Source organism: Providencia rustigianii, assembly GCF_900637755.1.
Classification (GTDB): Bacteria; Pseudomonadota; Gammaproteobacteria; order Enterobacterales; family Enterobacteriaceae; genus Providencia; species Providencia rustigianii.
The window spans coordinates 508,419-527,317 of record NZ_LR134396.1 but is presented as its reverse complement, the minus strand read 5'-3'; the positions used below and the strand labels follow the sequence as shown (position 1 = coordinate 527,317).

Below are 18,899 nucleotides of genomic sequence, written 5' to 3'. Positions count from 1 at the left end.
GCTCATATTGTGTGAGCTGCAGTCAAAACTACAAAAGCCAGCTTATCGAAATAAGCTGGCTTTTTCTTTTGAGTGGAGCTGAGGAAGAAAACTTACAGGAAGCTAAAGAAAACCATCCCAACAATGGCACCCGTGGTACCTAGAATAGTTTCCATTACAGACCATGTTTTCAGCGTTTGAGCTTCTGTTGCGCCTGTAAATTTACCGAATAACCAGAAACCGGAGTCGTTCACATGGCTCAAAATTAATGAACCACCGGAGATACAGATAGATAGCGCTGCCAATTGAGCTCCGGAATAGCCCAGTTCACCGATAACAGGCAAGACTAAGCCAACCGTCGTTAAACATGCCACCGTAGCAGAACCTTGGATCACACGAACCGCACCCGCTAAGACAAAGCACGCAATGGCAATTGGCAAGCCAGCGCCAATCAGAGAGTCGCCTAATGCAGGACCAACACCAGAATCAACCAACACTTGCTTGAATACGCCACCAGCACCGGTCACCAACAGGATAATACCCGCGGGTTGAATTGCTGCAGAACATACCGCCATCACACGCTCTTTATCCATGCCGTAGCGGAAACCGAGGCCATAAATTGCCAGTAAACACGCTAATAATAATGCAGTGAATGGATGACCAATAAATTCTAACCAATGTTCTACGTTAGAGCCTTTTTCAACAAAGTGGGTACCAATGGTTTTTAATCCCACTAACAGCAGCGGAAACAGCACTAAACTTAAGCTGAATGCAAAGCTTGGTACTTTACCGTTAGCTGCTTGAGGTGCTTCGTAGTCAGCCGGAATATCGATATGGACGAATTTGCTGATAAAGTTACCAAACAGTGGTCCGGCTAAAATCATACCTGGGATAGCTGCACATAAACCAATCAGGATCATCCAACCGTAATCAGCGCCCATTTGTGATGCAACTAGCATCGGTGTAGGCCCCGGTAATAAGAATGCTGCTGCAGCGGCAACACCTGCAAATAGAGGAATAGCTAAACGAACCACATTATGACCGGTACGGTTTGCTACCGCAAAGACCACCCCAATCAACAATACGATCGCAACGTCAAAAAACAGAGGCAATGCACAAATCAAACCTGCCACGCCCACAGCGTAATGCGCTCGCTTTTCACCAAAAGCTGTCAGTAACTTATGAGCCACCTGATCCAGAGCACCAGTTTCATGCAAGATTTTTCCGAACATGGCACCTAGAGCGACAACTATCGCTAAGAAACCAAGTGTTCCCGCCATTCCTTTTTGCATAGTTGCGGTGATATCTTGGATTGGCATCCCAGAAAATAATCCAGCACCAATGGATACAATCATTAATGCCACGAACGCATGTAAGCGGGCATACATTACTAAGAATAATAGTAAGACTACCGAGCCAACAGCGGTCAGTACTAACGTAAGGGTACTTAATGTTTCTACAGGAGCATTCATACCTTATCCCCAGCCATGATTTGACGAATAGTTGAGCACGTATTATCGATGACTACATCCAAAGATGGACGAATATCAATCGCATACGCATCAGTTTCTTGTTCATTTGGTTCTTGTAATGCCTCAAACTGTGATTTCAACATTTCTGGTTTGAAGAAATGACCACGACGCGCTCTTAAACGCTCTTCAATCACTATTGCATCCCCTTTCAAGTAGATGAAATAGAGATTTTTATTATCGTTTCTAAGAATATCGCGGTAGCTTTTTTTCAAAGCAGAACAAACTACTAATGAAATTTGATTCGTTCTTTGCATAGCAAAAATTGCACCGTTCAGTGCTTCTAACCAAGGGCGACGGTCATCATCATTCAGCGCGTGTCCTGATGCCATTTTCATGATATTAGCTTTAGGGTGTAAAAAATCCCCATCAAGAAAAGCAGCTTGTAGCTGCTGAGCAACGCCGCTAGCGACTGCTGATTTGCCGCTACCCGATACCCCCATTAGGACAAATGTATAGTTTTGATTTTGGGTATCACTCATAGGAATCTCCTCGGGTGTTGAAAAGAAATTATCTGAATATTTTATTAAAATTTAGGTTTATGTTACCGGTAACAGGTTACGGGTAACATTATCTGTATTGAGGGTTTTTTAGCAATTAGATCGGTGAAGAAAAAAGCGGAATTGTGATGATACTCGCAATAATATTTAGCTGACTCGATAGCAGCAAACTAGATACTTTCACCTGTCAGTAACTTAAAACCAACATCGAACTGTTTGTGCGCTAATTTTTCTCCACGCATTCTTGCCAGCAGGACTTCAGCCGCCTTACGCCCCATTTGATCTCTAGGAGTTAAAATACTTGCTAATTTTGGCGTCATCACCTGCCCGACATCATGACCATGGAAACCTGAGATAGCTAAATCCGTCGGCACTTTGATCCCTAAACGTTGGCACTCAAAAATAGCGCCTATTGCTAAGTCATCGTTTGTACAGAATAACCCATCCGCATCAGGGTATTTTTCGCGACACTCTTGAAGTAATTGGGCACCTAGAGAATAAGAGGAGCTTTCCTGAGTCATTAAATTTCGAGGCGTTAATTTGGCATCTAACATTGCCTGTTCGTAGCCTTTTAAGCGGATAATGGTTCGCTCATCCTGCCTAGCTCCCAAGTAGACAACCTTACGACAGCCTCTGGTGATCATTGCTTCGGTCATTTGGCGAGAAGCTTCATAGTTATTGATGCCCACCGCCATATCAAAGCAAGGGGAAATACTGTCCATGATTTCCACCACGGGAATGCCCGCTGTTTTCAACATACGCAGTGTGCGTTCTGTATGGGTACGCTCGGCCAAAATCACGCCATCAATATTATAAGAAAGTAGCGAGGTTAATCGCTCTTCTTCTTTTTCAGCACGATAACCATAGTGGGCGAGCATGGTTTGATAACCGTGGCGGTCAGTAACTGCTTCAATACCGCGGATCACTTCGGCAAACACTTGGTTGGTTAATGAAGGTAGTAATACCCCAATCGCATGACTGGTTGCATTAGAGAGAATATCTGGTGCTTTGTTCGGGATATATCCCAAATCCTCCACCGCATTAGCAATTTTTCCACGCAAAGACTCAGAAACTTGATCCGGGTTGCGTAAAAAGCGGCTCACCGTCATTTTTGTGATACCGACAAGGTCGGCGACGTCTTGCAAAGAGGGTCTTTTATTCTTCATATATCCCATATTTTCAATATGTACGCAGTTATCTTGCGTTATGTTCTGCGATCTGTTGGTGGATAGCAATCCCTTGTTATTGCTTTAAATCACATAAATATCGAGTTTTCCTCAAAGTAGTTGACTCTCTTCCCCGAGTTCGTTAATTTCCGCGTTATATAATTATAAGTATAACGATACTCAATCATCGGCTATGACTATGAATCGAAGACGCTTCCTACAATCTTGCGCGGCACTGGCTGTATTTTACTATTTACCTGCATTCAGCCGTGAAAAAATCGCCGAAGCACTATTCGGTCAGTTACCAACCGCTGAAAACCTTCAGCGAGTGATCAGCGCAGGACCTCCTGCGGATTTACTCTTATTTGCACTTGCGCCTGAGAAAATGGTGGGATTTGCATCGATTTCCCTCAATAAAGGGAAAACCGAATTATTTTCCGAACAATGGCTTTCGCTTCCCATTTATGGTCGTCTTGCTGGGCGAGGAAGTACCTTATCCCTAGAGCAGTTGATGGCCTATCATCCCGATTTAATTATAGATATGGGAAACCTCGATGAGACTTATCGCTCTCAAGCAGAAAAAGTGTCTAAACAGACGGGGATCCCCTATTTATTAATGGAAGGGGGGCTTGCCGATGCACCACAGCAGTTGCGCCAATTAGGCAAAATCCTCAATGTCCACCAGCAAGCAGAAAAGCTCAGTGCACTAGCAGAACGCTATTTAAAAAATGCCCAACTGTTTGCCCAAAGTCGCCAACAAAATCCCCTGAGTTTTTATCTGGCTCGGGGGGCTAAAGGGTTGCAAACGGGAACAAAAGGCTCGATTCATACTGAAGCTATTGAAATGCTAGGTTTACGTAATGTCGTTGATATCAAAGGATTTCACGGATTAACGGATGTCTCCATGGAGCAACTTTATCAATGGGAGCCAGACATTATTATTACGCAATATGATGAAGCCGTTGAATTAATGACAACCTCACCGTTATGGGAAGGACTCAGCGCCATTACCTCCAATAATTTATTTGTTTTCAGCGGGATGCCTTTTGGTTGGCTAGATGGGCCTCCCGGTATTAATCGCTTACTCGGTATGAGAAGGCTACAAAGTCACTTTGATAAGTGTGTCGAGGAAACCATCAAACAGGATATTTTGCAGTTCTTTGAACTGTTTTATCATTCACCATTAAGCCCACAACAGGTTGATATGTTGATGGAAATGTCATGACTCGTGGGCTTCTGAATAACAAAGCTAAGCCTCTGTGGTTGTTAATGATCTTTTTGACCTGCCTATTGATAGCGTTAACCAGTGGTAAATACTCACTAACCTTGGGGGAGCTGTATCGTCTCGTGTTCCAAGATACAACGGGTGACCCTCGCAATAACACAGTATTTTGGCAAATTCGTTTCCCTCGAGTACTTGCTGCGATATTAATCGGTGGTGGATTAGCTGTTGCTGGGGCAGCATATCAAGGCATGTTTCGTAATCCATTAGTCTCTCCCGATATATTGGGCGTTTCTGCAGGGGCAGGCGTGGGGGCGGTATTTGGCATATTTTTTGGGCAATCTTTGGTGTATATCCAGCTATTTGCCTTTGCTGGAGGATTACTGGCTGTCGCCGCCGTGTGTTTGATTGCCAAAATGGCACGCCAGCATGATCCTATTTTATCGCTGGTGCTCGTTGGCGTGGCGATTAGTGCGATTTGTGGCTCCGCCATCTCTTTGATGAAAATTCTAGCCGACCCTTATACCCAGCTACCCTCTATCACATTTTGGTTATTAGGAGGGTTATCTTCCATTACCCAGCAGGATTTACTCTCTGTTCTCCCCATTATGGTTATAGGCATTATCCCTTTGCTGCTCCTACGTTGGCGTATGAATTTGCTCAGCCTATCCGATGAGGAAGCCAAAAGCCTCGGTGTCAATGTCAGCTTGAACCGTGGGATTTTTATTATTTGCGCCACATTGATTACCGCAAGTACCGTCTCGATTGCGGGTATTATTGGGTGGATTGGATTGATTGTGCCCCATATCACTAGAATGATAGTGGGCGCTAACTTTCGTCATCAACTTCCGGCATCCATAGCAATTGGTGCAATTTTACTCTTGATCACTGACACACTAGCAAGAACCATTGCGGCTATTGAACTTCCATTGGGCATCCTAACTTCAGCCGTGGGGGCACCGTTCTTTTTAGCCATTTTGTTGCAAACAAGGCGGGTCAAATGAGTATTTTGACACTCAATAACCTCGCGATTGGTTATCACCATCATGCCATTATTGAAAATATTAATCTTTCGCTACCCGAGGGGGCGATAACGTGTCTGCTGGGTGCCAATGGATGTGGTAAAACCACCTTGATGAGAACATTGTTAGGGTTGCTACCCGCAATACAGGGAGAGATCCGGCTACAGGGTAAATCCCTGAATGGCTTAAAACCAAGAGATATTGCGAAAGTAATTGCTTACGTACCACAAGCCCACGATACGCCCTTCAGTTTCTCGGTGACGGATATGGTGATAATGGGGCTAACTCCCCACCGCTCTGTATTTTCACTTCCAAGAGAAAAAGAACAAATCGCCGCTATGCAACAACTCCAACAGTTAGGTATTGATCACCTCCGAGAGCGCTTATATAGCACCTTGAGTGGTGGTGAAAAACAGTTGGTTCTCATTGCTAGAGCATTAATTCAAAAGCCCAAATTGCTGATTATGGATGAACCGGCTGCTAGCTTAGACTTTGGTAATCAAATTCGTTTATTACAACAAATAGAAAATCTAAAACAGCATGGAATGACGGTTTTAATGTCCACCCACCACCCACAACATGCAGCGGCCATTGCTGACCATGTGGTGTTGTTGGATAGGCAACAGCAAGCCAGACATGGCTCTGCTCAAAGTATGTTAACACTCACTAACTTGGCAGAGCTTTATAATATCGATGAGCCAAGTATCATGGCTCATTTTCAGCTTCCATCCAATTTTACTTGTTAAGGGCAAGCGTCATGCTTATCAATCAACTCGATTTTGCAAAAATGTACCAACAGCATATGCAACAAGCTCAGCGCTCTCGAAAAGAGCCAGAACATTGGGATAAAAAAGCACAACAAATGGCGCAAACCTGTGCCAATCCAAACGATCCTTACTTAGTTGGTTTCCGCCAATTAATGGATTTTACCGGTGCTAAAACATTATTGGATGTTGGCTGTGGCCCCGGCTCTATCAGTTTGGCGCTAGCCAATCAATTTGAATCCGTTATCGGTATCGATTACAGCCAAGGCATGCTAGAGATGGCAGAAATTCGCGCAAAAGAGATGAATATCACCAATGCACGTTTCGAACCATTGGCATGGGAAGATAACTGGGATTCGTTACCGAAAGTGGATATCTCGGTGGCTTCTCGCTCTACACTGGTAGATGACTTGAAGGGCGCATTATTGAAGTTGAACCGCCAGACTAATTTACGGGTTTATACCACCCATACCATCAACCCTACTTTTATTGATGAAAAGGTTATCAAGGCGATTGGACGAAACGTTGTTTCTCTACCGACCTATATTTATGCCGTAAATATCCTGCATCAAATGGGGATCAATGCGCGAGTCGATTTTATTAAAAGCCCTAATAAAGGGGGCTTTGATAATTTTGCTGCTTTTGCAGATAGCGTGAATTGGTCACTGAAAGATCTCACCGAAGACGAAATTGAAAAACTCCGTCACTACTATAATGAACAAACGGCTTCCGGTAGAGTTCTCCCATTCCCATCAAGAGATTGGGCGATGGTGTCATGGGATGTGGTTGATGAATCGGAACTGATTTTATGATCTACTTACCGGATGCCCTGATTGATCAGTTACTTCTTGACGATATTCAATACGGCGATTTAACAACTCGCGCCCTTGGTTTACAGTCACAACAAGGCACCATGACTTTTACATCAAAACTAGGTGGCTGTGTCAGTGGGTTAAATATCGCCGAGAGAATGCTAACTAAGCTCGGTGTGACTTGTGAATGCTTATTCCATGATGGGGATATTGTCGAACCTCAGAGCTGCTTAATTAAAGCATCCGGTTCCTGCGAAGCCTTACATCAGGGCTGGAAAGCGGTACAAAACGTCCTTGAATGGTGTGGCGGAGTCAGCCATTACACTTACCAGATGGTATCGATATTGAAAAAATATCAACCTGATGGGCAACTCGCCTGTACCCGCAAAACCATCCCAATGACCAAGCCGCTTGCCCTCACGGCAATTTTAGCTGGCGGCGCCATTATTCATCGCGCAGGCAGCGCGGAAACAATCTTGCTGTTTACCAATCATCGCAACTGTTTAGCAAATCCTGATGATTGGCAGTCCCATGTAAAGACTTTGCGTACGGCGGCACCAGAGAAACTCATTATTGTAGAGGCTGATGATGAACAACAAGCGATATTAGCGATTAAAGCTAATGCCGATATTGTTCAGTTGGATAAATTGCCGATTCCGCAAATTCAAGCATTACAGCAATATATCCAACAGCAAAATTCCCCCTGCCGGCTTTCTATTGCGGGCGGAGTTAATCTTCAAACCATTGAGGCTTATTCCCAAACGGGCGTGTCGATTTTAGTCACTTCAGCCCCTTATTACGCTGCACCGAGAGATATCAAAGTTCACCTATTTAAATCTTAATCATCTTTAAAATAGAGATTTAAAACCTGTCCTGCGAAAAATAGCGGGATGGTGTTTTATGGCATAAACGACGGCTATCGCTATATAAAAATAAATATAGCGATGATTGTCGTGATAAAAACTAACTGGACATTAATAATGAAAATAAAACAAATACCTTATTTTGTAGGAATGGCATTATTCGCAGCGCAAGGGCAAGCAGCTTCGGTAACCTCAACAGAAACTAACCGTGATGTCATGTCCGTATGGAGTACGCCGCTTGCGGCTGATGCCAATGTGATCACTGAGTCACAAATGAAGCAGCTCAATAAAACCAACGTCGCACAGGCATTAAGCACTTTACCGGGTGTGGCAATTCAAAAATCCGGTAATCGCAATGAAACCCAAGTGAATGTAAGAGGTTTTGATAGCCGTCAGGTGCCTGTTTTCTTCGATGGTATCCCCACTTATGTCCCTTATGATGGCACCCTCGATCTGGGGCGTTTTATGACCAGTGAGCTGGCTAGCGTTGAATTGTCCACGGGATACACTTCATTATTGCAAGGCCCAAACTTGATGGGTGGCGCGATTAACTTAACCACTGCGACGCCGAAAAAGCCCCTTGAAGCCAATATTAGCCTCAATCAAGGTTTCGCTCGTGGGGCTGATAATGCCCATAACATCAGCGCACGCCTTGGAGGGCGTAATGATCTCGGTTTTATCCAAGTCAGTGGGAGCCAGTATAAACAGCGTTTTATGGGATTACCGAGTTCAGAAGATAATAATCCATTGGCAGGAAGCCATGGCCGCCGAACGAACTCGGCCACCGATGATAAACGCTTAATGCTAAAAATGGGCTGGACGCCGCGAGAAACCGATGAGTATGTCCTCACCTATATTAAGCAGGATGGCGACAAAAACAGTGCACCGAATGTGAATACTGATAAACAGCAGATTTGGCAATGGCCAGCCTATGATAAAGAAAGTATTTATTTTAATGGCACGACTCAGGTAACCGATGGAATCGCGTTACAAAGCCGTGTGTACCATGACTCATTTAAAAATACGCTGCATCAGTACAAATCTGTCAAAGATTACCAAAAAGGCGATTTTAACTATAGCCGCTATGATGACTACAGTAATGGTGCAGATTTACGTGCTGATTTCACGGTTCGAGAATTAGATATGCTGTCATTCGCCGCTCACTGGAAAGAAGATATTCACCGTTCCCGTAGCAATAAAACCAATCCATTTGATCGTTATAAAGATCAAACTTGGTCTGTCGCAACAGAATACCAATGGGTTGCCACGGATAAACTCGATATTATCGGCGGGATTGGCTATGACTGGCGTAACAGCGATGAAGGTAAGCGCTATCTTTATAATAAAAAAAGTGGCGCTATGGAGGGTGTCCAACATTACGATGATAATAGCCAACATGCCTTTAACTGGGAAGCCATGGCACGCTATCACTTAGAAAATGAAGATACCGTGCAATTCTCAGTATCAGAAAGAACGCGATTCCCAACCCAAAAAGAGCGTTATACCGAAAATAAAATGAAGAATAATGATTCATTTCTCATTAACCCTCATTTAGATGCTGAACGCGCATTAACCTTTGATTTAACCTATAAAGGTCATTTCACTCCCGCTTGGAACTACACGGCGAGCGCCTACTATAACCAAGTTTCTGATGCCATCATGGCACATCATGTGGGTGTGAATAAAAAAGGTGCCGATTTACTGCAAAACCGTAATAGTGGAAAAGTGGATTATATGGGGATGGACTTAGGTACCACAGGGCAAATTACCGACTGGCTAGAAGCTGGCGTAAACTATAGCTATATTCACGCAGACCCAAAACACTATAGCGTACGCCATGTCGCTGAGTTACCAACTCATAAAGCCTTTGCTTGGCTCAAGTTCACACCGTATGAACCAATGAGTATTACCGTAACCGAAGAGGCCAGAAGCTGGGCATTTAACTATATAGATAGCGAAGATAAGGTTCGCGGCTTTGCCAAAACCGATATCCGCTTAGATTACGAACTCGGACATGGCTTATCCGTAAATAGTTCAGTGAATAACCTATTCGACAAATCTTACGAATATACCAATGGATATATAGAGGAAGGTCGTAACTATTGGTTAGGTATTGAATATAAATACTAGTACTTAATTAGGTTAGGTAAGAATTGACGTTCTTACCTAACAATATAAAAAATAATCTATTATATAAATTAGGTTTATCCATAAATTAAATTAAGCAATTATACCTAAGATAAATCCTATAAATTCAATTAAACCCTCATTTAAAATATAGATTAATTAACTTTTTACACTCAAAATAAGCGACGAAATTATATAATTAGACTGTGAATCTCAATATATACAGGTAAAAATCCCAACCAGGCATTCAAATCAATAATTTTGCTAATTGATCGCAAAAAAGCTCATCGAGCAATACTTGCAGTAATTCATTTCACTATTTAGACTATATACATTATTAAAATTATAAAAATATAAAACACCTAAATAAATTTAACTTAATTTTACTTAATTTTACTTAGCCAATAAATAATGGTGGCTTAGCTTATTGAATTATTTGAATTTGAGAGAACTGGCGGTAACCATGATCGAAAAACATGATTATACTATTGATGAAAAATTTATTTTTGAGCAACAAAAATGTCTAATTTACCTAAAAGGTGACCTAGATCAATCTGTTGAATTATCAAAACCAGCAGCACGCTTATTTGGGGAGATTCTTTTATTAAATTTTAAAAAAGGGATTGCTACTCGTGATGAATTACTTACCAACGTTTGGGAAGAGTATGGACTTGTTGGTTCAAATAATAATTTAAATACTTATATTAGCGAGATAAGAAAAAAACTCGAGCAAGTTGGTATTGATCCAAAAACTATCGTTACGGTCCCTAAAAAAGGCTTTAGAATTGATAGTCATCTTTCAAATATTGAAATAGATAATGAAGAAATATTAACGACACCAGATGAAAACATTTACACGGAAAATTATAACATAACGGAATCAAATGCATTTACCCTTTCGAATTCTATCACCTCACATTCTCTTCCCCTTAATTCGGGGATAACACCCACTGTTGAAAATACATCCACCACCGTAAATGTTGACTTAAATTACATTAATGAAACTCCGACTATAGAATTTACTAGCAGTGATGCAATAAAATCAAATAAAAAGAAAATAATAACTCGTCTTTTGTTACTCATAATAGCTACGGCTATTACTTATTTTTTGTTTTCTAACAATGAAATAATCAATAAAAAACAAGAGAATACGTACTACACCATCAGTAAAAAAGATAGTTGCCTTATTCAGACTCCCATCGAAATGAGCCATCAACCCAACCAATCCACACTCGAGTTCGTGAATAAAAAGCTTGAAAAATATAATATTTCTTGCGATGAACCTAAGCGAATTATCGTTTTATTCGATACCAATTCCGACTATACATTAGATAAAAATATTTCTCTCAGTATTTGTAAAGAAAAAAATGAAAAACCTAATTGCGTATCTATTAATGACCAGAGAATTTAAATGAAAAAGTATATTTCCATTTCAATTATTTTAGTTGCCATAGCATCAGGATCTCTTTTCATAATAAATGAAGATAAGGATGAAATGAAAATTTGTCACTCCGAGATAATATGGATAAAAGAGAATGGCACTCCAAATGGAATAACACTAAAATCCAAAATAAACATCCAAATCTCAGATAATCATAACGGCCGAATGAATTTTTATGGATACATTAAAAATGAAGAAGCGGTTTATCGGTTAGATAGAGCAATTTATTTTTCTTATACTCCTGTCGATAAAAAAGGTAATTATGAAGTTGAATTTAATAAATCATTAGTCACTAACGCTGACAATACGCCAAACTCAATGTTTTCTAATTTCATTGAACTAGAAAAAGATAAAACAAAATACTATATTAGCGTAACCAAAATGGAAGATGATCTCTATATCCTTCGCGATGAAGCTTACTCATCCTTTACCTGCTACATAGAATAAAAAAAGCCTACCAACAATTACGTTTAAGTAGGCAAAACTGTCAACATGGGAAAATGACGAATACAAAATTCTTAACGCTTCACATCATGGAATGGTCATTACCAGTGTAATTACACCACTAAAGTTACCCGGTGCAACCGTACCATTCGTTTTCAATACAGATTCTACTGTCACAAGCTCATTCGTATTTGCTCTTGCATTGATAGTCGTACCAAACCAAGCAGGTTGACCGTTCAATGTCACCCGTGACATCAATTCACCATTCGGACGCAAATTCACGTACTCTTGCAACATGTTTGAAGAAACTTTTACTCGCATGTTTTGGTTACAAACAATAGAGAAGAATCCGCGTTGCATATTTCCATTCAGCTCCCCAGTATTCAATGTACCGTGATCTAATTCCATTCGGTTATTTGCAACATAATTGAAATAACACTTACCTGCAGGTGGAGGTGCAATACCACAAATTCCACCGGGTAGCATTTTCGCAGAACCACTAGTGCGGTTTGTGTCTAAAAAGATACCGACACATTCATCTGCTGTAATAGATCCGGAGTGACGACTATCCCCTTTTTTAGGAAAACTCAAACCACATTGGTTTTGTGCTGCATCGATAATTGATTGCATCGTCTTGTAAGTCGCGAAATTTATGGAACACTCCCAGTCTTTACGAGACCCAGCCCCCCCAATATTTGGAGCTGTATGTAAATGGTTAATCGTAAAATAGCAGTTCCTAGCACCACCAGAACCTAGAACAGCAACACATGGGTTTGGTTCCGTAGGAGAGTTCGCTTTCCAATAATCAAATTGGTAATAATAGGTATGGCTACTACCTGAAGAGACAATATCTTCAACATACGAGAAATACGTCGACCCATAACCAAGAGAGCTTATAAAAAGCAACGGTATTAAAAATAACCTTTGAATTCGTTTTCCCATTTCAGTTCTCTTTATTTACTTAATAAAGCTTAGTTAAATCAAAGTTATATGCTTTGATAATAAAATCACTCGTACTCAAATATAAATGTTGCAGTGGCTGATATTTTACCTACTTTCACTTGTTTATTATTCACAACGTCCGATGTCGCTTTGATAAATGAATTAAACTGTAATTCATTCTTACCCGCTTTGCTGATTGGCATTAAAGATGAAAATTGGTTAATTTTCATCGGAGTACCATCGGTTAACTCAATAAAAATCCCTAAACCTGGGTTTAAATCACTTCCCGTCAACGCAAGAGAACCCGGCAACAGTAAGTTTTCAGTTCCTGAGAATTTCACTTTCAACTTTTGGGCAATGGTCAAATCGCAATCTGACAGCACTAACGTGAAGGATTCATTAGGAAATTGAAATCCCGGCTCATAGATATCCAACAGTCGGATATCACCAAAATCGACTTCAACCTTTGAGTTTTCTGGTAACACCACACAAGGTGCATTTACCAGCGTTCCTTTGATTTTCATATTATTCTGCGCAGCTTGCGCAGGCATCGTTGCTACTGCAGCGAGGTTTCCCAGTAATGCAAATAAAACTCCAAAACGTATTTTCTTATTCATTATTGGTACTCCACTAGCATGGTTCCGTTTGCAAGAAAGTCGCCTGTTTTCAGCTCTTTATTACCATCACGAACCAATACAGCCCAAAGTACCCCAGGGTTACTTGGGTTAATTAAATATTTTTTGCCTAAATCTAAAGTTTGATCACCCAGTTGAAATTTAACCGCAAGGTTAGTAACGCCAGTATTCAACCCATTGGTATCAAATGCACTTTTTGCGCCATTTAATGTTAAATACATGGCCCAGTTGTTCTTGTTTTCTTCACACTGGATTTGGTAATTCACTTGTCTCTTTTGAGCATTACCTTGAATGGATTTAATGGAAACGTTACCAAACTCCACTTCAATATCTTTACCATTATCAATATGGCACGGTGGCGGGGTGATTAAATTACCTTTAATCAGAATGTCCGTTTCATTATCTCTCGCCGTTGAAGCGAAAGGGAATAAGATAAACAGTAAAAACACCCCAATAAGCTTATAAATGTCCCGCATGTTTATCACCCTTATTGATACTCGACTTTGAGTGTCGCATTGGCCGTAAAGGCTTTCGCTGGTAAATCAGCGCCACTTTTCTTCACCAATACTGCAAATAATTTAGTTGGTGATGCAAAGTTAAAACCGCGCCTACTTTTTAATGGAAAATCACTGGTATCCGCCTTAAAAAGGACACCGAGATTATCGACACTCGTTTTAAGCACCCGCTGGTCAAACACAGCGGGTGTGCCGTCAATATACATATTCAATTTTGGTTGAACGCCATCTTTGCAGGTAATGGTGTAGTCCATTGGCTGTTTATACACTTCACCTTCAATACGCGTAGTCATGACATCGCCAAAATCGACTTCTATCGCTTGTCCATTATTAATCTGGCAGGGTTTGGATAAGACGACCCCTTTAATTTCTACATACAGGTAGCCTGAAAATCCAAAGGCACCTGACGTAAAAAGAGTCGATGATATCAATAATACCTTGGCTAAATTTTTAATAGACATCATAGCGGTAGACCTTATTTTCTAGGTACGACAGAACACTCAACCGCACTGCAGTTAAATTTCAAGTCAATCGTACCGCCAAAATCGTTGAGATATACTAAGGTTGGTGATGTCCCGATATCCCCTGTATTTTTTCCTAAGCTAGTTTCACCGCGTGGTGGAACCATAATAGGTTCAAAATCGGCAACTTCCGTCTTACCTTTGCTGAATTTAGTGACTGATAAGAAGTAAGGTGTTGGGTTTTTAACGATATATCCACTACCCTGTTTTACCAGTTTAATGTCGTTCTCTTGAGGAATAGTTTCCATTCTTTCTTTCGTTGCAATCGCAGCAGGACGATAGAACAGTTTTATTTTTGTTTGTAACGCAATTTGTAATACGTTGGCTTTTTCACTGCGCGGTGGTATTTCTCTCACGTTTAGGTAATAAACACTTTCCTGATCTTTCGGTAATTTAGAGATAGCAGGCACAGACTGAATTTTAATTTGGCTTTTTGAATCCGCCTCAAGCCGGTGTACGGGTGGCGTCACAATAAAAGGAGAATTTACTTTTTCATCTTTATCGTTTTCTATCCATGCTTGCGCTAAATAAGGGCTGATTTTGTGTTCATTACTTAAACCTACGCTTACTGACTTATCGCCCTCATTGTAAATCACACGAGTTCTATCAATAGCAATGGCTGCATAAGCTGATTGAGCCAGTAATGAGGCGCTTAAAATTGCGACCGCATTACGTTTAGTTAATAAATTCATATTTTCACCGTTGACGTTAAACATTTTTTTTTTAATTATTTACATGGCAGTAAAACATTATGCTCCATGTTGCTATCTAATTTTTCAGGCAGTTGAATATGACATGAAGTATCATCACCCCACACCACATCAAGCGACTCTGATGGGTTAACTCCCGCTAAGTAAACAAAACCTTTATCTGAAATAATTCCAACTTCTACTTTCTTCACATTTTTCACTGAAGCCCCAAATGGTGGATAGCTTCCATCAGCTAAGCTGATAATTCCCATTAACTTCTCACCCGTGATGACATTAAATTTACGGTAACCAATGGCACCTTCTGTCAGGGTTGCATACTGTGTGGATTGCAATGCTTCTGCATTGTCCGGCACATTTTTCAGATCAATATTTAAGTTATTACGGTTGTAGTCCATCACACTGGTGACCACCGCTTTACCGTAACGGTTAGTTTTTATTGGTGTTACTCCATTTAAGATGGGTACATCTGCGACACCATTAGTATCGACTAATATTCGGGATCCGCCACTAATTGAGTTATTACGGTGTATCGCGCCACCTTCAGGTGTCATCGTCATTCCGCCTTTTAACTGCATAGAAATAGCAGTTTGGTTATCCTGAATATAGGTACCACTCAAATTCAGCTGGCTTCTATCGCCATCGTAACTATATGTACCCGCTGTCGTGACTTTATCTTTATCCCAGTTACCTGCAGATACAGAGTAAGAAGAGCGATTATCAATTCGGCTATAATAGTTAACGTTATTGGAGTTATTACCCCCAGAATAGGAACCAGAATAGCTTATGCTCGACTCATTTTTATTTAATGGGATCATGAGGTTTAAATAAACACCATCATCATCACTGTCACGTGATTTAGTTTTATACGCCGTTAAGCTCAGGCTGATATTTTTAACTTTGCCAATATCAAAATAGTTTGAAAGCGTAAAGTTATACTGGTTCGTTGAAGCTCTATTCCAATAGGTTTGGTGCGAATAGTTCAAATACATGTTGGCGTTATAATCAGGGAACGCCGTACCAAAGATAATAGTATAAAGTTCTTTACCACTATCGACGGTATCGCCTTTATAGCGACGGTCAATAAACTGGCTCATGGTCATATAATTTCGTTCAGAGAATCGATAACCCGCAAACGTAATCTGACTGTTAATTTCGTCAAACTGCTTAGAATACGTCAGGTTATAAGAGTTACCGGTTAACGTTTCATTGTCATCCAGTCGACCCATTTGTGCGCGAGAAATGTTGATGTTTCCTGATAGCACACCAAATGGCGCAAAGTCACGACCTAAACCAAATGCAACGTTTTGATATTCAGATGATGCCTGTAAACCACCATAAACCGTGATATTGTTTGTCGCCCCCCAAGAGAGCGATCCCATGCTAAATGCAGGGCCTTGAGTATCATGGTCATCTTTAGTCGGTTTACCCATCACAAATTGATAAATCAGCTGTCCAGGACGGGTCAACGTACCCAGTCGAGAGGTTTCCACCCGATAACTGCTTGTTGTGCCATCTTGTTCTTGGATCACCACATCCAGCGTACCACCACCGAATGAGTTCACATCCTGAATACGGAATGGACCAGGGCTAACTTCTGTTTGATAAATAATACGACCATCTTGTTTTACAATGACTGTCGCATTCGTTTTTGCAACACCCGCAATTTCAGGCGCATAGCCTTGTAAGCGAGGCGGCAACATGGATTCATTGGTTTCTAAACTCGCACCAATATAACGAATACTGTCAAACAGGTTTGACGCTAAATATTGCTCCCCGAGTGTCAAACGCGCACTCAGTGAACGAATCGCTCTATAGGCGTATAATTGGTTCCAAGACCATGATTTACTACCTTTATTCAGCTCACCATTTTGAGTTTGCCAATCGGCACGCAAACGCCATGCACCGAAGTTTGCACCCATTGTCCCTGTGGCCGTCAGACCTGATTTCGTTCCTTTATCGCCGGTTTGTTTATTAACAACGCGTCCTGTCGCGTTATAGTCAATAAATGCACCCATGATCCCGTCATCCCAACGAGATGGTGGGTCCCAATCAGGGTCTGAGTACTCCATGTAGGCCTGAGGAATATTGAACTGTACAACGTTCTTTGCCAAATCTCCTTGAATGGTCATATCCGGAACTGAACGAATATCCAAACATTTTCCATCATCTAGCCATTTGACTTGGCTATCCCACTCCTTTTTTAATCCCAATAATGCATAAATTTCAGGCGTGATACATGCCAACGAAACTTTATCGTCGTAATTAGGATTAAAAAAGGTGATAGGTTGTTCCATAGAAACTTTAGCGCGGTTCGCTTCAATCGCTAAAGAGTAATCCCCAGGAGGGACATAGTTGGCGTGAGAGAACTTACTGAAGTCAACATTTTCTTTACCTTCAGAATCAATGAAGTCGGTGTTAAAATCAACGGCCTCTTCAGAGAATGCAACCATTGGCGTTAACATTAAAAGCATTAATTTTGTAATTAGATTTAGCTTCATGCTTTTCATTAACTATGCGCCTATACAAATAAATACAGTGAAGACGATATAAGAAATATGGCGTATAACTACGCCATATTGTTCTCTATAGAAACTGACTATTATTGGTAAACAATTTTGAAGTTAGCTACAGTGTCAAAACGACCTGTTGTAGCTTTTTGAGTTGGATCTTCGTTACCTTTAACGTACGCTGCGAAGTGCAGAGTAGTTTGTGAACCGTCACCATTGTTTAACGCGTAGCCGTCACCAGTACCTGGGAATGCTTTACCGAATTCAACGATTTTGTCAGCGCCGTTAGTGATTACGATACCAGCGTTTTTAACTTTACCGCCTAAGCCCAGTAAGTCACCTGTGAAGCCAGTGAAACCGTTTACTGTAGAACCAGTAAATGTGATTTTTGCGTTTTTATAAGTTTCAGTAGAGCAGTTTTTCAGAACGATATCGAACGCTTTGCTGTCTGAACGGAATTGGTTAGAAGTCAGTTCGTGTAACGCGATTTCGCCGAATTCAACTAATTGCTTCAGGTTGTCAGCATCGATTGAACATGGAACGTCGTTAATGAAACCAGTAAAACGGATTTCACCTTGTGAGCTTTCTACTGGATCAGCAGCTAAAGCAGCACCAGAAACGCCAACACCTAAACCTAAACCTAGAGTTAATGCTAATTTATTCAGTTTCATAAAAGTTTTCCTTTAAATGAGTAGGAACTGCTATTTCTCTTTTTCTCTTTCCTGTTTTCACTGATGCAAAATTAAGTCTATTTACTTAAGCAGTGCACCCTTGAAAATTCCTCTAGCTTTCCTACTTGATGAATTTCATTCAGGTTAGAGATTTTTTATATAAACGAGCTCCATCTCATTTATGTGATTTAAAAAACAAAACTCATTAAGCCAACATTCTCACGTCTAAATTAATTACTGAGTCATTCATTAATTAATTAAAATTGATATAGAACACCAAATGAATTCTGATAACTACCTTGTGATGTTTTCTGATGTCAATTCTACATATGTGATATTTGTTGTCAAAATCGACTCAAATACAGAGTTTAATTAGAGTTATCTTCTGGAATCTTGTAAATAATAGATATAAAAATAGATTTTGGTGAGAAGACCTACAGAATAAATGAATTACTTAGAAATATTTATATGAACACTTCATTTTATATTTAGAAAAATGAATAAATATTACAAAATAAACAAAATACAC

Annotated in this window: 18 protein-coding genes; 8 read left to right on the top strand and 10 right to left on the bottom strand. The window is 40.7% G+C overall.

Annotated features, from left to right (window positions below; all coding sequences use genetic code 11):
* Window positions 1-92: 92 nt before the first annotated feature.
* The 3 genes from gntU to gntR form a co-directional block, all read right to left on the bottom strand.
* Window positions 93-1,451, bottom strand: coding sequence for a gluconate transporter (gntU, locus tag EL244_RS02385; protein WP_112836061.1), 1,359 nt, complete (start codon window positions 1,449-1,451; stop codon window positions 93-95).
* Window positions 1,448-1,990, bottom strand: a complete 543-nt coding sequence (gene gntK, locus EL244_RS02380; protein WP_006816043.1) for a gluconokinase — start codon at window positions 1,988-1,990, stop codon at window positions 1,448-1,450. Before gntK ends, gntU begins: the two co-directional genes overlap by 4 nt.
* Before the next feature lie 188 nt (window positions 1,991-2,178).
* The gene (gene gntR, locus EL244_RS02375) at window positions 2,179-3,174 is read right to left on the bottom strand and encodes a gluconate operon transcriptional repressor GntR (RefSeq protein WP_126458468.1); all 996 of its coding nucleotides are present in this window, start codon (window positions 3,172-3,174) and stop codon (window positions 2,179-2,181) included.
* A gap of 193 nt (window positions 3,175-3,367) precedes the next feature.
* On the opposite strand from gntR, the gene EL244_RS02370 reads away from it, so the two are divergent.
* The 8 genes from EL244_RS02370 (at window position 3,368) to EL244_RS02335 (ending at window position 11,872) form a co-directional block, all read left to right on the top strand.
* Window positions 3,368-4,399 (top strand): ABC transporter substrate-binding protein, encoded by a 1,032-nt coding sequence (locus EL244_RS02370; RefSeq protein WP_126458465.1) that lies wholly within the window; start codon window positions 3,368-3,370, stop codon window positions 4,397-4,399.
* A 44-nt stretch (window positions 4,400-4,443) separates the two neighbouring features.
* Window positions 4,444-5,400 carry a FecCD family ABC transporter permease gene (locus tag EL244_RS02365; protein ID WP_412033781.1) on the top strand — a complete coding sequence of 319 codons (957 nt, stop codon included), beginning with the start codon at window positions 4,444-4,446 and terminating at the stop codon, window positions 5,398-5,400.
* The gene (locus tag EL244_RS02360; RefSeq protein WP_126458459.1) at window positions 5,397-6,164 is read left to right on the top strand and encodes an ABC transporter ATP-binding protein; all 768 of its coding nucleotides are present in this window, start codon (window positions 5,397-5,399) and stop codon (window positions 6,162-6,164) included. Before EL244_RS02365 ends, EL244_RS02360 begins: the two co-directional genes overlap by 4 nt.
* A gap of 11 nt (window positions 6,165-6,175) precedes the next feature.
* Window positions 6,176-6,994 carry a class I SAM-dependent methyltransferase gene (locus tag EL244_RS02355; protein WP_126436300.1) on the top strand — a complete coding sequence of 273 codons (819 nt, stop codon included), beginning with the start codon at window positions 6,176-6,178 and terminating at the stop codon, window positions 6,992-6,994.
* Window positions 6,991-7,836 (top strand): ModD protein, encoded by an 846-nt coding sequence (gene modD / locus EL244_RS02350; RefSeq protein ID WP_006816049.1) that lies wholly within the window; start codon window positions 6,991-6,993, stop codon window positions 7,834-7,836. The genes EL244_RS02355 and modD overlap by 4 nt, the downstream gene beginning before the upstream one ends.
* 138 nt (window positions 7,837-7,974) lie before the next feature.
* Window positions 7,975-9,987 carry a TonB-dependent receptor plug domain-containing protein gene (locus EL244_RS02345; protein WP_126458456.1) on the top strand — a complete coding sequence of 671 codons (2,013 nt, stop codon included), beginning with the start codon at window positions 7,975-7,977 and terminating at the stop codon, window positions 9,985-9,987.
* Between the two features lie 460 nt (window positions 9,988-10,447).
* The gene (locus EL244_RS02340) at window positions 10,448-11,395 is read left to right on the top strand and encodes a winged helix-turn-helix domain-containing protein (RefSeq protein ID WP_126458453.1); all 948 of its coding nucleotides are present in this window, start codon (window positions 10,448-10,450) and stop codon (window positions 11,393-11,395) included.
* Window positions 11,396-11,872: a FidL-like protein gene (locus EL244_RS02335; RefSeq protein WP_126458450.1), complete on the top strand. Its 477-nt coding sequence runs from the start codon at window positions 11,396-11,398 to the stop codon at window positions 11,870-11,872.
* An 84-nt stretch (window positions 11,873-11,956) separates the two neighbouring features.
* Here EL244_RS02335 and EL244_RS02330 read toward each other — a convergent pair whose 3' ends face one another.
* The 7 genes from EL244_RS02330 to EL244_RS02300 form a co-directional block, all read right to left on the bottom strand.
* Window positions 11,957-12,811: an MrpH family fimbial adhesin gene (locus EL244_RS02330; RefSeq protein WP_126458447.1), complete on the bottom strand. Its 855-nt coding sequence runs from the start codon at window positions 12,809-12,811 to the stop codon at window positions 11,957-11,959.
* 65 nt (window positions 12,812-12,876) lie between these two features.
* Window positions 12,877-13,428: a fimbrial protein gene (locus EL244_RS02325; protein ID WP_126458444.1), complete on the bottom strand. Its 552-nt coding sequence runs from the start codon at window positions 13,426-13,428 to the stop codon at window positions 12,877-12,879.
* Complete coding sequence (locus EL244_RS02320; protein ID WP_126458441.1) at window positions 13,428-13,922, bottom strand: fimbrial protein; 495 nt, start codon at window positions 13,920-13,922, stop codon at window positions 13,428-13,430. The genes EL244_RS02325 and EL244_RS02320 overlap by 1 nt, the downstream gene beginning before the upstream one ends.
* Window positions 13,923-13,933: 11 nt before the next feature.
* Window positions 13,934-14,422: a fimbrial protein gene (locus EL244_RS02315; protein ID WP_230084834.1), complete on the bottom strand. Its 489-nt coding sequence runs from the start codon at window positions 14,420-14,422 to the stop codon at window positions 13,934-13,936.
* 14 nt (window positions 14,423-14,436) lie between these two features.
* Window positions 14,437-15,174: a fimbria/pilus periplasmic chaperone gene (locus tag EL244_RS02310; protein ID WP_126458435.1), complete on the bottom strand. Its 738-nt coding sequence runs from the start codon at window positions 15,172-15,174 to the stop codon at window positions 14,437-14,439.
* Between the two features lie 35 nt (window positions 15,175-15,209).
* The gene (locus EL244_RS02305) at window positions 15,210-17,699 is read right to left on the bottom strand and encodes a fimbria/pilus outer membrane usher protein (protein WP_126458432.1); all 2,490 of its coding nucleotides are present in this window, start codon (window positions 17,697-17,699) and stop codon (window positions 15,210-15,212) included.
* 92 nt (window positions 17,700-17,791) lie between these two features.
* A complete protein-coding gene (locus EL244_RS02300; protein WP_126458429.1) occupies window positions 17,792-18,370 on the bottom strand; it encodes a fimbrial protein in 579 nt (192 codons plus the stop codon).
* Window positions 18,371-18,899 lie beyond the last annotated feature (529 nt).

Excerpts from the sequence above, each read along its gene's own strand:
- gntR (WP_126458468.1), bottom strand. The coding sequence starts at position 3,174 with ATGAAGAATAAAAGACCCTCTTTGCAAGACGTCGCCGACCTTGTCGGT.
- gntK (WP_006816043.1), bottom strand. The coding sequence starts at position 1,990 with ATGAGTGATACCCAAAATCAAAACTATACATTTGTCCTAATGGGGGTA.
- EL244_RS02365 (WP_412033781.1), top strand. The coding sequence starts at position 4,444 with ATGATCTTTTTGACCTGCCTATTGATAGCGTTAACCAGTGGTAAATAC.
- EL244_RS02325 (WP_126458444.1), bottom strand. The coding sequence starts at position 13,428 with ATGAATAAGAAAATACGTTTTGGAGTTTTATTTGCATTACTGGGAAAC.
- EL244_RS02330 (WP_126458447.1), bottom strand. The coding sequence starts at position 12,811 with ATGGGAAAACGAATTCAAAGGTTATTTTTAATACCGTTGCTTTTTATA.
- gntU (WP_112836061.1), bottom strand. The coding sequence starts at position 1,451 with ATGAATGCTCCTGTAGAAACATTAAGTACCCTTACGTTAGTACTGACC.
- EL244_RS02355 (WP_126436300.1), top strand. The coding sequence starts at position 6,176 with ATGCTTATCAATCAACTCGATTTTGCAAAAATGTACCAACAGCATATG.
- EL244_RS02300 (WP_126458429.1), bottom strand. The coding sequence starts at position 18,370 with ATGAAACTGAATAAATTAGCATTAACTCTAGGTTTAGGTTTAGGTGTT.
- EL244_RS02305 (WP_126458432.1), bottom strand. The coding sequence starts at position 17,699 with ATGAAAAGCATGAAGCTAAATCTAATTACAAAATTAATGCTTTTAATG.
- EL244_RS02320 (WP_126458441.1), bottom strand. The coding sequence starts at position 13,922 with ATGCGGGACATTTATAAGCTTATTGGGGTGTTTTTACTGTTTATCTTA.
- EL244_RS02345 (WP_126458456.1), top strand. The coding sequence starts at position 7,975 with ATGAAAATAAAACAAATACCTTATTTTGTAGGAATGGCATTATTCGCA.
- EL244_RS02310 (WP_126458435.1), bottom strand. The coding sequence starts at position 15,174 with ATGAATTTATTAACTAAACGTAATGCGGTCGCAATTTTAAGCGCCTCA.
- EL244_RS02360 (WP_126458459.1), top strand. The coding sequence starts at position 5,397 with ATGAGTATTTTGACACTCAATAACCTCGCGATTGGTTATCACCATCAT.
- EL244_RS02315 (WP_230084834.1), bottom strand. The coding sequence starts at position 14,422 with ATGTCTATTAAAAATTTAGCCAAGGTATTATTGATATCATCGACTCTT.
- modD (WP_006816049.1), top strand. The coding sequence starts at position 6,991 with ATGATCTACTTACCGGATGCCCTGATTGATCAGTTACTTCTTGACGAT.
- EL244_RS02370 (WP_126458465.1), top strand. The coding sequence starts at position 3,368 with ATGACTATGAATCGAAGACGCTTCCTACAATCTTGCGCGGCACTGGCT.
- EL244_RS02340 (WP_126458453.1), top strand. The coding sequence starts at position 10,448 with ATGATCGAAAAACATGATTATACTATTGATGAAAAATTTATTTTTGAG.
- EL244_RS02335 (WP_126458450.1), top strand. The coding sequence starts at position 11,396 with ATGAAAAAGTATATTTCCATTTCAATTATTTTAGTTGCCATAGCATCA.